This is a genomic window from Actinomyces sp. oral taxon 181 (assembly GCF_018370895.1).
Taxonomy (GTDB): Bacteria; Actinomycetota; Actinomycetes; order Actinomycetales; family Actinomycetaceae; genus Pauljensenia.
The window spans coordinates 1-13,509 of the sequence record NZ_JAGYZL010000004.1 but is presented as its reverse complement, the minus strand read 5'-3'; the positions used below and the strand labels follow the sequence as shown (position 1 = coordinate 13,509).

General features: G+C 56.9%; 13 protein-coding genes and 1 tRNA gene. 9 read left to right on the top strand and 5 right to left on the bottom strand.

Annotated features, from left to right (window positions below; genetic code table 11):
• Nucleotides 1-110 precede the first annotated feature (110 nt).
• The 5 genes from KHW85_RS02860 to KHW85_RS02840 all read left to right on the top strand — a co-directional run bounded on the left by KHW85_RS02860 (nucleotide 111) and on the right by KHW85_RS02840 (nucleotide 5,906).
• Nucleotides 111-2,648 (top strand): DNA polymerase III subunit gamma and tau, encoded by a 2,538-nt coding sequence (locus KHW85_RS02860; RefSeq protein ID WP_291458724.1) that lies wholly within the window; start codon nucleotides 111-113, stop codon nucleotides 2,646-2,648.
• A 3-nt stretch (nucleotides 2,649-2,651) separates the two neighbouring features.
• Entirely contained in the window at nucleotides 2,652-3,248 is a 597-nt protein-coding gene (recR, locus tag KHW85_RS02855) for a recombination mediator RecR (RefSeq protein WP_019126766.1), read from the top strand.
• 31 nt (nucleotides 3,249-3,279) lie between these two features.
• Complete coding sequence (locus KHW85_RS02850) at nucleotides 3,280-4,005, top strand: response regulator transcription factor (RefSeq protein WP_291458723.1); 726 nt, start codon at nucleotides 3,280-3,282, stop codon at nucleotides 4,003-4,005.
• A gap of 8 nt (nucleotides 4,006-4,013) precedes the next feature.
• On the top strand, nucleotides 4,014-5,648 hold the full coding sequence (locus KHW85_RS02845; protein ID WP_291458722.1) for a HAMP domain-containing sensor histidine kinase: 1,635 nt from the start codon (nucleotides 4,014-4,016) through the stop codon (nucleotides 5,646-5,648).
• A gap of 183 nt (nucleotides 5,649-5,831) precedes the next feature.
• The gene (locus tag KHW85_RS02840; RefSeq protein ID WP_291458801.1) at nucleotides 5,832-5,906 is read left to right on the top strand and encodes a hypothetical protein; all 75 of its coding nucleotides are present in this window, start codon (nucleotides 5,832-5,834) and stop codon (nucleotides 5,904-5,906) included.
• 235 nt (nucleotides 5,907-6,141) lie between these two features.
• Here the strand turns inward: KHW85_RS02840 and KHW85_RS02835 are convergent, their stop codons facing one another.
• Entirely contained in the window at nucleotides 6,142-7,872 is a 1,731-nt protein-coding gene (locus KHW85_RS02835) for a putative PEP-binding protein (protein ID WP_291458721.1), read from the bottom strand.
• A gap of 184 nt (nucleotides 7,873-8,056) precedes the next feature.
• Here KHW85_RS02835 and KHW85_RS02830 point away from each other — a divergent pair, with 184 nt between their 5' ends.
• Nucleotides 8,057-9,373, top strand: coding sequence for an aspartate kinase (locus KHW85_RS02830; RefSeq protein WP_291458720.1), 1,317 nt, complete (start codon nucleotides 8,057-8,059; stop codon nucleotides 9,371-9,373).
• A gap of 32 nt (nucleotides 9,374-9,405) precedes the next feature.
• Nucleotides 9,406-10,455, top strand: coding sequence for an aspartate-semialdehyde dehydrogenase (locus tag KHW85_RS02825; protein ID WP_291458719.1), 1,050 nt, complete (start codon nucleotides 9,406-9,408; stop codon nucleotides 10,453-10,455).
• A 114-nt stretch (nucleotides 10,456-10,569) separates the two neighbouring features.
• Here KHW85_RS02825 and trxA read toward each other — a convergent pair whose 3' ends face one another.
• From trxA to KHW85_RS02810, 3 genes are all read right to left on the bottom strand, one after another.
• Nucleotides 10,570-10,944, bottom strand: a complete 375-nt coding sequence (trxA, locus tag KHW85_RS02820; RefSeq protein ID WP_009748246.1) for a thioredoxin — start codon at nucleotides 10,942-10,944, stop codon at nucleotides 10,570-10,572.
• 116 nt (nucleotides 10,945-11,060) lie between these two features.
• Nucleotides 11,061-11,774: a TetR/AcrR family transcriptional regulator gene (locus KHW85_RS02815; protein WP_291458718.1), complete on the bottom strand. Its 714-nt coding sequence runs from the start codon at nucleotides 11,772-11,774 to the stop codon at nucleotides 11,061-11,063.
• 48 nt (nucleotides 11,775-11,822) lie between these two features.
• The gene (locus KHW85_RS02810) at nucleotides 11,823-12,266 is read right to left on the bottom strand and encodes an NUDIX domain-containing protein (protein WP_291458717.1); all 444 of its coding nucleotides are present in this window, start codon (nucleotides 12,264-12,266) and stop codon (nucleotides 11,823-11,825) included.
• 96 nt (nucleotides 12,267-12,362) lie between these two features.
• On the opposite strand from KHW85_RS02810, the gene KHW85_RS02805 reads away from it, so the two are divergent.
• Nucleotides 12,363-12,433: transfer RNA gene (locus KHW85_RS02805), tRNA-Gly, on the top strand.
• Nucleotides 12,434-12,745: 312 nt separating this feature from the next.
• Here KHW85_RS02805 and KHW85_RS02800 read toward each other — a convergent pair.
• Nucleotides 12,746-13,045, bottom strand: a complete 300-nt coding sequence (locus tag KHW85_RS02800) for a metalloregulator ArsR/SmtB family transcription factor (protein ID WP_009408156.1) — start codon at nucleotides 13,043-13,045, stop codon at nucleotides 12,746-12,748.
• Nucleotides 13,046-13,176: 131 nt separating this feature from the next.
• Between KHW85_RS02800 and KHW85_RS02795 the strand changes: the two genes are divergently transcribed.
• A partial coding sequence (locus KHW85_RS02795) for an MFS transporter (RefSeq protein ID WP_291458716.1) occupies nucleotides 13,177-13,509 on the top strand: 333 nt, incomplete at its 3' end.

Below are 13,509 nucleotides of genomic sequence, written 5' to 3'. Positions count from 1 at the left end.
GTCCAAGTGGGAAACTGCTTGGGCCTCCACTTTTATGATTTTCGCTGTGTTCTTGCGGCTTGTGGTGAAAACAGGACGCAAATGAGCGCGCGGGGCCGTAAAGTTCAAGTGTGACGACAGCTCTTTATCGCCGGTACAGGCCCGATACCTTTGAACAGGTCATCGGCCAGGAACACGTGACCAAACCCCTCCAGGCAGCTCTGCGTGCCCACAGGGTGAATCATGCGTACTTATTTTCTGGTCCGCGCGGGTGTGGAAAGACGACCTCTGCGCGTATTTTGGCGCGTTGCCTGAACTGCGCTGAAGGTCCAACGGATACGCCTTGCGGTCAATGCGAGTCCTGTCGTGAACTGGCAACCGGTGGCCCGGGTTCACTCGACGTTGTTGAAATCGACGCCGCCTCGCACGGTGGTGTGGATGACGCGCGTGACCTACGTGAACGCGCCACTTTTGCACCGGTGCGTGACCGCTACAAGGTCTTCATCATCGACGAAGCCCACATGGTCAGCCCCCAGGGCTTTAATGCCCTGCTTAAGCTCGTGGAAGAGCCGCCCGAGCACGTGAAGTTTATCTTTGCGACGACGGAACCCGAGCGCGTCATTGGAACCATCCGCTCCCGTACGCATCACTATCCCTTCCGCTTGGTTCCACCGGATATTTTGGAACCCTACCTGCAGACTCTGTGCGATGAGGAGCATATTCGCGTCGGTGAAGGTGTCCTTTCCCTGGTCATCCGCGCCGGTGGCGGTTCTGTGCGTGACTCTCTGTCGGTCTTGGACCAGTTGATGGCCGGGGCAATCGATGGCGAGATCGCATATAAGACCGCTGTTGCTCTCTTGGGTTACACGGATACTGCGCTTTTGGATGAGACTGTCGATGCTCTTGCAGGGGGCGACGGCGGTGCTGCGTATCGCGTGATCGAAAAAATGGTGTCTTCGGGTCATGACCCGCGTCGTTTTGTCGAAGATTTCTTGCAGCGCTTGCGCGATCTGTTGATTATTGCCGTCGCGGGTGATGGCGCCAACGATGTGTTGGTGGGTACGCCTCACGATCAGTTTGAACGTATGAGCGTCCAGGCAAAGAACTGGGGCACGCAGGCCTTGTCGCGCGCTGCTGACCTCACTGACGAGGCCCTTCGCTCCATGACTGGCGCGACCTCACCTAGGCTGCAGCTTGAGTTGCTCATCGGCCGAATCTTGGTGCCCGGTGGAGGCGTTGATGCGACTGCTGGTGCCTATGGAGTAGCACCTGCAGCGGTCGCTGGCCCGATGGCGGGTACCCCGGGACCGCTCTCTGGTGGAGTCGGCTTGGTTGGGGGCGGTGCTCCTGCCGAGGCCCCGGCTGGCTCGGGTTCATTTGGTGCTCGTCAGGCGCGTGAGGCTCTTGCACGCAAGAAAGCCCAGAAGAGCGGGGACCACCAGGGCGCCTCGGTGGCGCCAGAAGCTTCCGCCGATGGTCGCATTGATTCGCCTCGACAGGCAGAACATGCACCCCAGTCTCAGCCCTCATCTGGCGACTGGGAGGTCACTCGCCCTGCTGCTCATAGCGATGCACCTGCCCAGCACAGCGCTCCTGTTGATACTCCCGCTGCTGCACCCGCGCAGGTTTCGCACTCCGCTGCTGCACCCAATGCGGATCTTGTGCGGCAGCGCTGGGGAGATGTTGTTGAGCGTTTGGCTACGCACAGCAGGGTTGTGTGGAGTTTGCTGTCTCAAAACGGGCAATTGGGTGCCGTTGACGGAGATCAATTGGTCATCCTCTTCCCCAGCCAAGGAATGGTCGCAAGCTTTACAAACGGGGGACGCGCGCAGATCGTGGAGGACACGATCTATGACGTCTTGGGTGTTCGTTTGCACGTCAGTGCACAGGTGGGGCAATCCGGCGGTGGGCCGGCAGTTTCAACGCCTTCTGCCAATGCACACTCCAGTGCGGCTCCTGTGAAGAGCTTCCCAGCGCAGGCCGCCCCTCTTCACTCCACAGCCGCTCAGGCTTCACCTGCTCAAGAATCGGTCTCCGGCGGGCTGGACAGCTCAGACACTTCGGCGCACGAAGCCGCACCGGCACCGGAATTCCATGTTCCGGCGGAACCGATCGATGCCTCGAAACCCTATGATCCGCAGGCACCAGAATCTTACGATTGGCATACTCAGGCGCCGCCCCCTTTTGATCCGGGGGATCAGGTTGAAGAGGTAGAGCAGGATTCGCAGGAAGTACCTGTTCCATCACCTGAACCTGATGATGAACCAGAGGATGAGCCTGTTGCGACTTCAGGTTGGAGTGAAACTGTCGTTCAGCCTCCAAGTTTTGACCCGCGTGAAGAAGAGTCAGCTCCTGAAGTTCCAAACTTCGCTGAAGTTACGCCCCTTCCTTCGCAGCGTTTTGCGCGCATGGAAGAAGATGACGACGCACCTTCAACTGATGACGCGAGCGAGGAAGAAGAAGCAGCAGCAGCCTCAGCAGACGCCTCGGCAGAGGAAGAAGCGCAGGAAATTCCCGCAACTCCCAGCGTTTCTGCGGCAGAGGACGACAGTGCCAGCATCGATGATCAGGATATGTCCGAATCGAATCTCTTTGGAATTCCAGCAGTTTTGGACATTTTGGGCGGAACCATCATCGAACAAAAGACTGACGACCAGGGTGGGTGGTGACGCATGTACGAAGGAGCTCTTCAAGACCTCATCGATGAATTGGGACAACTTCCCGGAGTGGGGCCAAAAAGCGCGCAGCGTATGGCTTTGCACCTTCTCGAGGCCGAGCCCGAGGATGTCGAGCGTCTGACCACTGCGATCAATGCGGTCCGTCATCAGGTCAAGCACTGTGTTGTGTGCGGGAATCTTACCGAAGATGATGAATGCTCGATCTGTCGTGATCCTCGGCGTGATCCCAGCGTGATCTGTGTTGTCCAAGAACCCAAGGACATCCAGGCCATTGAGAATTCACGAGTATTCCGCGGACGCTACCACGTTCTGGGTGGCGCTATTGATCCCATCCACGGGATTGGCCCCGATCAGCTCAGTATTCGTCAGCTTCTGGGACGCCTGTCAGATGGTGTTGTTCAAGAGGTCATCATCGCGACAAACCCGAATATTGAAGGTGAGGCGACCGCCTCGTACCTAGCGCGCACCCTTTCGACAATTGGTGTGACGACAACGCGACTTGCCATGGGACTTCCCGTGGGCGGCGATTTGGAATATGCGGATTCCATTACCCTGGGACGGGCAATGGAAGGCCGGCGTAATATGTCCTGAATTTCCCCGGAAATTATGAAAGGATCGCGACGTGAGTACATCAGAGTCCAGCTTTATTCGCCCCGATGGGACGCCCGCGCGCATTCTTGTCGTCGACGATGAATCCGTCCTCGCTGAACTCTTGGGATCGGCCTTGAGACATCAGGGCTGGGAGACAAAAACCGCGGCAAACGGTTGGGAAGCACTGGATAAGGCCGATACTTTTGACCCCGATGTCGTCGTCTTGGATATCCAGATGCCCGGCCTCGACGGAATGGAAACCCTGGAACGCCTGCGCAAGCGCAAGCCCCACCTTCCCGTCCTGTTCTTGACGGCGCGTGACGCCGTTGCCGACCGCGTTGCTGGACTGCGTGCAGGTGCAGATGACTACGTCACTAAGCCTTTTGACCTCGATGAAGTCACTGCGCGTATTGACGCACTGCTTCGCCGATCTGGGATGGCTTCGGTCACCGCTGAACGTGTTCTGACCGTTGGCGACCTGACCTTGGACGAAGACTCTCACGATGTTGCGCGCGGCGGTGAAGCAATTACGCTCACCAACACTGAATTCGAGCTGCTGCGCTACTTCATGGAAAACCCAAATGTTGTCTTGTCGAAGTCGCAGATCCTCGATCGCGTGTGGTCCTACGATTTTGGCGGTCAGGCGAATATCGTTGAGCTCTACATTTCGTATTTGCGTAAGAAGATTGACGCTGGGCGCGAACCCATGATTCACACGGTCAGGGGAGCCGGTTATATCCTCAGGCCCGCCTCGTAGGAGCATCGATGACAGCCTCTGCCCCCCAAGGTGCGTCATCAAGCGGTGCGCGTCGGAAGCGTTCACGCCTGTTGACAGTGCGTTTGAGCCGTTTTCTTGCGGCTGCCGTCGCCATCGCTCTGGTGACAATGCTTGCCGCCTCGGCGCTTGCAATGCATTCGTGGATGACTTCCAAGATCGATAGTTCGCTCGAATCCATGCTCAGCAGGCTTGAAAAGAACGCAGAGCTCAGTTTGCAACAACCTGTTCCTCCGCCCCCGCCTCCGACGGCCGGGTCACAGGATGATCACGATGATCACCACGTTCCATCGCAGTCGAAATCCCCAAGTTCCTCCGCCTCGCCAAGTGAACACGGCCCGCGCGGCTTGCGAGGCCCAGGTTCTTCAGAAGGCCAGTTGCAGCTCATCAAGGACAATGATGAGATCGTTTCGGGTGTCGTCAAGCAATTTGATGTGGTGGAGCTCGATAGTGCTGCTCAGCAGCAGATTCTCTCCTTGCGTTGTGATGGACACGGACACAATGCCAGCTTGCCGAATTTAGGTACTTTCAGGATCATGTGCGCTCAATCAGAGTCGCGGACACTGGTCGTTGGTCTGTCTTTGGCAGCCAATAACTCGACGCTGATTATGTTGGTGGCTCTTGAAGGCCTCATCGCTTTGATCGTGATCGCCGGCGCAACTTTCATCGGTCGCAAGTGGATCCGCAGGGAAATGCTTCCTTTGGGTGAGGTAGCGGCAACCGCGCGGAATATCGGTTCTCAAGATCTGATCGCCGCACCGACTGTTGACACTTTTGATCGCGTTGATAGCTCCATTGCCCAACCCGGGGATGAAGTTGGCGATGTCGGTTTCGCGTTGAATACCATGATCGACAATGTTGAAACTGCGCTTCAGGCCCGCGCGGAATCCGAGCAGCGCCTGCGTCAATTCGTCGCCGATGCCTCGCACGAACTCCGAACTCCTTTGGCATCAATTCAGGGTTACACGCAGCTTCTTCAACGAGGGGCAACAGACCAAGAGCTCGCGCTTTCGCGAATCGCGTCTGAGTCCGCACGTATGTCCGGTCTGGTTGAGGATCTTCTGCTGTTGGCTCGCCTTGATGCGGGACGTGAGCTGGCCAGTGATCCGGTCGACGTGATCCCATTGGCTATCGACGCAGTGTCAGACGCCCATGCAGCAGGTCCGGATCATCAGTGGAGCCTGGACCTTCCCGAAATTGATGACGAGGCCGATTCCTGCACTTCCTGCACCGTGCTGGGTGATGAGTCTGCGCTTCGCCAGGTCTTCGCAAACCTGGTCAATAACGCGAGGATCCACACTCCCGCTGGTACTCACGTCAAAGTTGGAGTGCAAACGATCGCCGGTACCGCATCGACGCCGGGGTTTGTTCGCCTGAGCGTTGCCGATGATGGACCGGGAATTGCACCCGAGCTGCGTGCGACTGTCTTTGATCGCTTCGTCCGAGGCGACACTTCGCGCTCACGTCAGGGGAAGGGATCCTCAGGGCTGGGCCTGTCGATCGTTTCTTCGATTGCCGAGGCCTTGGGTGGCCGAGTGGACGTCGATACCTTGTGCGAAGGAGAAGGTCAGCCCGGCGAACACGGAACAACCTTCTCGGTCATCTTGCCGGCGATCGGTGAATGAGTTAGCGAGTTTCAGTCAAAGTCGCTGACAAGGGGTTCTCTTTTCATATATTCTTGTGTTAATCGTTCAGCCCGCCTCAACCGATATGGTTGAGAGTGGGCTGGATCTTTATCTGCGAATGACGATGATGGTACACATCTCGATGAATTCGACAATGGGATCTCTTTCGCGGATGTAGCCGCATTGTATGAGGCTGATCGGAAGCTACGTACCCTCCTTTTCGATGCGATTGAGCGTATTAAAACCACGACAAAGTGAACGCATCTTTGGTGCGATTGTCGTCATGTCACATCTTCTGAGAGTAACGTCTCCGGGAACTACATGGCCGGATAAAGTTTCGAGGCTCCTTGTTGAGGAATTTCTGCAGAACCCATTGGTTCGAACTCCGAGCCTCGGAATACCTGAAGAGTGGAACCGGGCTTTTTAATCGTCCGATTAGATTCAGTCAGGTATCTGCGTATGCAGAAGTGAGACTTCAGATCCTTGCTTGTCCCTAAAACTTCACCTGGAGTGCCCCGCGTGCACGGTAGCGCGCCTCGCCGGGATCAGAGGCCTCGACAACGGAAGCGGCAGCTAAGCGACACTGTGCCAGGCTGACCTGAGCAAGCTGCGCGCCCACCGAGGGAATTGCCAAGCGCGGCATCGACAGCGCGGGGATACCCATACCAACGAAAACGCAGGCGAGTAGCGGGTCTGCTGCGGCCTCGCCACACACACTCACGCTTACCCCGTGCTCAAGGCCAGCGCGCGCAACCTGCGCAATCAGGCGCAAAGGTGCGGGCTGCCAGGGATCGGAATACTCGGCCAAGTCAGGTGACATGCGATCTGCAGCCATCGTGTACTGTGTCAGATCATTCGACCCAATCGATACGAAATCGACGTATTGCATCATGGAATCGATCAAAAGTGCCGCCGCGGGGACCTCGATCATAATTCCCGAGCGCAGTTCAACCTCGAAGCGTTCGGAAAGCTGGCGGACGGTCGAAGCGAACCACTGGGCTTCGGCAATCGTTGAAATCATGGGAGCCATGATTGATACCGAGGTTTCTCGGTGTTGGATGGCTGCCAGGGCGATCGCTTCCAGTTGGTTGTGGAGGATCTGCGGGTAAGGGCCAGAGGTTCGGATTCCTCGGACGCCAAGCGCAGGGTTGTCTTCGCCGGGGATTGTCGCATAGGCCAGTGGTTTATCTGAACCCGCATCCAGGGTGCGCACGCATACCGAATGCCCGCGGAATTGCTCAAAAACCCCCGAGTAAAAGTTCACTTGCTCTTCAATTGTTGGCTCGCTGTGTGCGTTTAAGAAGGCCAGTTCTGAACGCAAGAGGCCGATTGATTCAAGGTGGGGGGATTGGGCCGCGGCCTGCGCGCTTGCGAGGTCATGAATATTGGCCAACAGCTTCACTGGATGTTCATCGCTGGTGTGAGCGGGCGCGTTCCAATGAGCTACCGCCTGTGCGCGCTTTTGATCTCGCTGAACCGCAGCCTGTGCCTCTTCGGCAGAAACCTCAGTTGCCAAAGACCCCACAAAGGCATCCATCAATACAAGATCCCCCTGGCGCAATTCACTCAAGTTGCGCACGGCGACGATGCAGGGGATCCCCAACTGGCGCGCAATAATCGATGTGTGCGAGGTCGGACCGCCCAGTTCCGTTGCAATTCCAACGCAATACTTGGGATCAAGGTTCGCCGCATCTGAAGGGGATAGGTCGCGTGCACACACGATATAGGGAGCGTGAGGGGCCACTTTCTGAGGAGCATCGACTGGCGTCCCTGCTCCCGATGCAAAGATCCCAGAGTCGGCCTCGGCAAGGTGAGCAAGGACCAGGTCGCGGACGTCGTAGAGGTCAGCGATGCGCTCGAGCATCAGTCCACCGGAGGAACGGAAAACCTCGACGAATTTATCGGTCGCCCGAACAACTGATTGCGGCGCCGGAACACCGGAGAAGATCCACGACTGAGCTTCACGGATCCATGTCGGGTCGGTTGCTAAAGACGCAGTCATGACGAGGACGTCTGAGACGTCGCCCAGTGCCTGCGCTGAGCGTTCGAAGAGCTCCTCGCCGACCTTCTTGCAGATCTCTTCAAGGGAGACGGCGATGGCTGGGCGGTCCTCGGGCGGTAGGGGAGTGAAATCGTCGGAAGGGAGGGCTGGGCGGGACGTCCAAACAAGCGGTGCATAGGAGACACCGTGAACAACCGGGGTCCCGTAAATCGTGTGCGGCATCGAGGACTCCTTCCGTGGATGTAGTTCAACCATATTCGTTGGTCCTAGGAATATGCCAAGTGTGCCGAAAGTTACGCTCATAAATCGACACAAACGTTCACGTGTTGGTCAGTACTCGTCATGTGTGCGAGTTTTCAGGGACGATAAGAACAGATAACCCAAACGCAGACAGTTAGGACCACCCGTGGCGCTCATCGTGCAAAAGTACGGAGGCTCATCCGTGTCCGATGTTGAAGCGATTAAACGCGTTGCAAAGCGCATCGTTGAGACTCGGAACGCGGGACACAAGCTTGTTGTCGTCGTTTCAGCAATGGGCGATACAACCGACGACCTCCTGGACACCGCCGCGCAGATTACCGACAACGCACCCGAACGTGAGATGGACATCCTTCTCACCGCCGGTGAGCGTATCTCGATGTCCCTTCTGTCCATGGCAATTAACGAGTTGGGTGTTCCCGCACAGGCCTTCACCGGCGCGCAGGCCGGAATCCACACAACTTCCGCTTATGGTCGCGCCCAGATCACCGGTATGGTCCCCGAACGCGTCGCCCGTTCAATCTCTGAAGGCCAGGTCGCAATTGTCGCCGGTTTCCAAGGAATTTCTGACGATGATGATGTGACGACTTTGGGTCGAGGAGGTTCCGATACGACCGCGGTTGCGCTCGCGGCTGCCTTGCACGCCGATGTGTGCGAGATTTACACCGACGTCGACGGCCTGTTCTCTGCTGATCCGCGAATCGTCTCCAAGGCACACCGCCTGCGTTCGATCTCAACGGAAGAAACCCTGGAACTTGCTGCGCATGGTGCAAAGATTCTTCACCTGCGCGCGGTCGAATTCGCCCGCCGCTATAAGGTTCCCCTGCACGTTCGTTCCTCCTTCTCCGAGAAGGAAGGAACCTGGATTTCAGACCGCCCGGCCTCGCCGGCGCTCAAGGGATTGGTCCCTGACGCCGCATTCCTCGACCCGAAAGAAGGAAAGATGGAACAGCCCATCATCTCTGGAATTGCCCACGACCGCGGCCAGGACAAGATTACGGTCGCCGGTGTCCCGAACCACCCCGGCCGCGCCGCGATGGTCTTCCAGACGATCGCCGCTGCGGGCGCGAACATCGACATGATCGTCCAGAACATCCCCGTCGGCGATCGCACTCGCGCGAACATCACCTTCACCATTCCCGAGGCCGACGCTCAGGTTGCTCTGGATGCTTTGGATGCCGCGAAGGAAGAGATCGGTTTCCAAGAGGTCCTCTACAACCCGAATATTGGCAAGCTTTCGCTGGTGGGAACGGGTATGCGTACGAACCCCGGTGTTGCCGCGCGACTCTTCGCTGCCCTGTCTGAGGCGGGAATCAATATTGATCTGATTTCCTCTTCCGAGATCCGTCTGTCGATTGTGACGAAGCTGGATGATCTGGATCGTGCAGTTGCCGTTGTTCACTCCGCTTTCGGCTTGGACGCTGAGGTTTCCGAGGCCGTTGTGTATGCGGGTACTGGCCGCTGAGTCGGTCCATCGCTAGTAAGAGAGGCTTGAAAATGTCAGGTTTGACTGTTGCAGTTGTCGGTGCGACCGGCCAGGTTGGTCGCGTCATGCGCACGATCTTGGAAGAGCGCAATTTCCCGGTTGAAACGATTCGTTTCTTCGCATCTTCACGTTCGGCGGGGTCTACCCTGCCGTGGAAGGGCACAGAGGTCGTCGTTGAGGACGTCGCAACCGCTGACTTCTCGGGGATCGACATCGCGATTTTCTCTGCGGGAGCTACGGCCTCGCGCGAGTATGCCCCCAAGTTTGCGGCAGCCGGCGCCGTAGTCGTCGACAACTCCTCCGCATGGCGTAAGGACCCCGAGGTCCCGCTGGTTGTCTCCGAAGTGAACGGTGAAGACGTTGCGAACCGCCCCAAGGGCATCATCGCGAACCCGAATTGCACGACCATGGCCGTCATGCCTGCAATTAAGCCACTTGCGCAAGCTGCGGGCGGTATCGATCGACTGACTGTCTCCTCCTACCAGGCGGTCTCCGGCTCTGGCCTCAAGGGCGTTCGCGAGCTCATCGATCAAGTCCGTGGAGCTGCTGATCAAAATCTTGAGGGGCTTACGACCGACGGTCACGCTGTTGATTTCGGCACCCCTGAGGTCTACGTCGCGCCCATCGCTTTCGATGTCGTTCCTTTGGCCGGTTCGATTGTTGATGACGGCAGCTTTGAGACCGACGAAGAGCAGAAGCTTCGCAATGAATCGCGTCGTATCCTTCACGTCCCGAATCTTCTGGTGAGCGGGACCTGCGTGCGCGTGCCGGTCCTGACCGCACACACCATGACCGTTCACGCTGAGTTCCCCTCCTCGATTTCTCGCGACGAGGCCGTGGCTGCGCTTAGCAGCGCTCCCGGCGTTCGCGTCGTCGATGTTCCGACCCCTCTCGAGGCCGCGGGTGAAGACGATGTCTTCGTCGGCCGTATTCGTCAGGATCAAGCGGTTCCGGATAACCGTGGAATCGTGTTTGTCGTCAGCGGAGATAACCTGCGCAAGGGAGCGGCTTTGAACGCGATTCAACTAGCAGAGCTGGTAGCTCAAGAACTGCTTGGCTGAGTGCTCAAAGCTGCGTTTCATTAGACAGAAAAAGGGGTTGGAGACGGCTTGGCCGTCTCCAACCCCTTTTGAGTTTTGGCGGTGTGCACATTTATCGCACACCGTGTTCAAGCATCAGTCGTTGTGAGATTCCTGGTGCTTCTTGGCTTCTGCGTGAACCTCTTCCATGTTCAGGGCCTCTGCCTGAGAGATGAGATCCTCAAGAGCAGCGGCCGGAAGGGCACCGGAGTTACGGAAGATCAGGACTCCTTCGCGGAAGATCATCAGGGTCGGGATCGACGAAATCTGAGCGGAAGCAGCAAGTTCCTGCTGCGCATCAGTGTCAACCTTGCCGAAAACGATGTCGGGGTGCTTCTCCGAGACGGACTCGAAGATGGGACCGAACTGACGGCACGGACCGCACCAAGTCGCCCAGAAATCAACCAGGACAATCTTGTCGGAATTAACGGTCTCGCTGAAGTTTTCAGTGGTGAGCTCGATGGTACTCATTGAAGGGCACTCCTTTAATTTGTATTGGGGCACCTGCCCCGCTTCATGTCCAGCTCAACGGTTCGTGCCGGCCACTTATTCCCCGATCCTATCGGAGTTAGCTGATTCACACGATGTCAGGCACTGATGGGACAACGCATATACGAATTATCGCGAGCGTCCCCTTCTGGCGTTGTTGCAGTCGAAACTTCTTGAACTGCGGTGGTAGATCCCGCGCGTTCAGCTGAAGAAGCAACCTCAACATCAGCCCCTATGCCTCGCAAGATGAAGGCTTGGACAGTGCGGATTATTGCTTCGCGGGTCTGAGGGTTGGCCGGAAGGCGATTCCCTGCAAGGCATGAATGAATAAGCGGAATCAATACGTGGGGGTTTTGCCGTGGAATTGCACCTGTTTCCATGCAACGCGCAAGGATTTCCAAGAGCCGCGTCGAAATAATCGTCGCATGATCGTGCAGGTGCGCAGAGTTTTCACGAGAAACTTGAGTGCGCAGATTAAAGGTCGAGTTCAGGTGATAACGAGTGGTCATTTCTAAGTGCGCACGAATGTAGATGCGCAGTTGGGCAAGTGGATCATCAACCTGATCAAGTGCTTCTTGGAGTTTTTGGGAGAACTGCATCGTCACCCGGCGCATGAATTCCAGCAGCAGGACTTCCTTGTCGGGGAAGTGGTTGTAGACCGCGGTGCGTCCAACCTTTGCCCGCGAAGCGATCTGCGACATAGAGATTGAATCGAATGGCTGCTCAGCAAGAAGACTTGCAAGTGCATCAAAAAGACGGTTGCGCGTGAGCTCTCGATGGTCGGCCAGCGAATCTCCAATAATTTTCGGCATAAAGCTATTCTGACAGAAATTCTGGATCTGTCTTGATCATTCGCCGATTTACATGGATTTCCCAGACGAGAACTGATTGATTGCCGCCTGGACGATGGGAAAATCAGCAGGGATCCACGGTAAATCCATCACGTGGTCAAGAGGAGTCCACAGCAACTCGAGATGCGAGGCTCCCGGAGTCAAGGTTTGGGTGGGGTCAGCAAGGGTGCATCCCCACACCGCCATCACCCGACCGTTGAGGATCGGCCACCACTTCCCCTCGGGGGTGAGGACCGGTTCAGCAATCCTCAGCGCACACCCCAGCTCTTCGTCGATTTCGCGTACGAGGCCGTGCAGGGGGTCTTCCCCTTCCTCAACCTTTCCGCCGGGGAGCTCGAAGAGGCCTCGCAAATCTTCAGGGTAGGAGCGGGAAGCGCACAAAAGCGCGCTTGGGTGGGGGAGACGGTCAAAGATTGCAGCGGCAACAACGGGGCGCGGGTTGGGTGAAGTCACGCCTTTAAGTCTAAAGGTCATGCTTTGGACTGCAGGCGGGGGAGCCGCTATGATGAACGAGTTGTGCCGGTCATACCGATTGGTATCAGACGCCTCGCGGGCGTAGTTCAATGGTAGAACTTCAGCTTCCCAAGCTGACAGCGCGGGTTCGATTCCCGTCGCCCGCTCTAATAGGACGCTCATTTGGATACAAGGTATCCGGGTGAGCGTTCTTCGTGTTTTCCCTGTTATTCCGAGGTTTTGGGGTTGCCGGGCGCGGCGGGTCGAGGCCCACGGACGGTATTGAAGTGCCCTGTGGCCGTGCTGCGGCCGGATTCGGCGGCTGCGGTGAACCGCTCGTCAAAAAGTGCAGGCCATCGTCAAAAGGTATCGGTCGTCACAGACTTAGCGCAGTGTAAAGAAGAGAGTAAGTCCCGGTCGAACGGATAACGCGGGCGCAGCACGGGTGCTCGAAAGCCAGGTCTTACCCAAGGCCAGTGTCATGGAAGAATCCCAACCGCTGCAAGTAGTCCGGGGAAGCGCGCCTCAATGTCAGCGTCCCGGAGACTAACAAATCGGTTTTTGCCTTGAATCTCGGTATGGGTCAGTCCTGATTCTCGTAGAAGTTTAAGGTGCTGGGACAACGTGGATTTCGCTATAGAAACCTCGAATTCGCTGCATGACTTGGTGCCATCGAGCAGTGAATGAAGAATGTCCCGACGCGTGGGATCACTGAGGGCGCGTAGGACCCGGTTGAGGTCCAATTCCTCACGGCTCGGTTGCTCCAGCGCCTCGGCCATAAACTGATCTCCTTCCACCAACAACCATAAAGCTTACTTCGTAGTTCGTCAAATAACGAACCGTGGTGTAGGCTAGGACAGTTCGTATACCAACGAACTATCAGCCTTAAATACTACAGAAGGAAGCCCCCGTGCACATTCAAACACCCCAACGAACGCACATCTCCGACACAACGCTCGGCTGGATCAGCTTCTCCACCCTATTTGTTGTTGGAACTGACACATTCCTGGTAGCACCACTGCTACCTGAACTACGTCAACAATTCGGAGTCGGAGTAGAAGCATCAGGGTGGATGGTCAGCGCCTACGCACTCGGCTACGCACTCTGCGCCCTCATAGCAGGACCAATGTCAGACCTGATAGATCGTCGACAGATGCTCCTTGCTGGGATGGCTGCATTCAGTGTATTGACCGCTTGCTGCGGATTCGCCTGGGGTTTCTGGCCAATGGTCGTCCTACGTTTC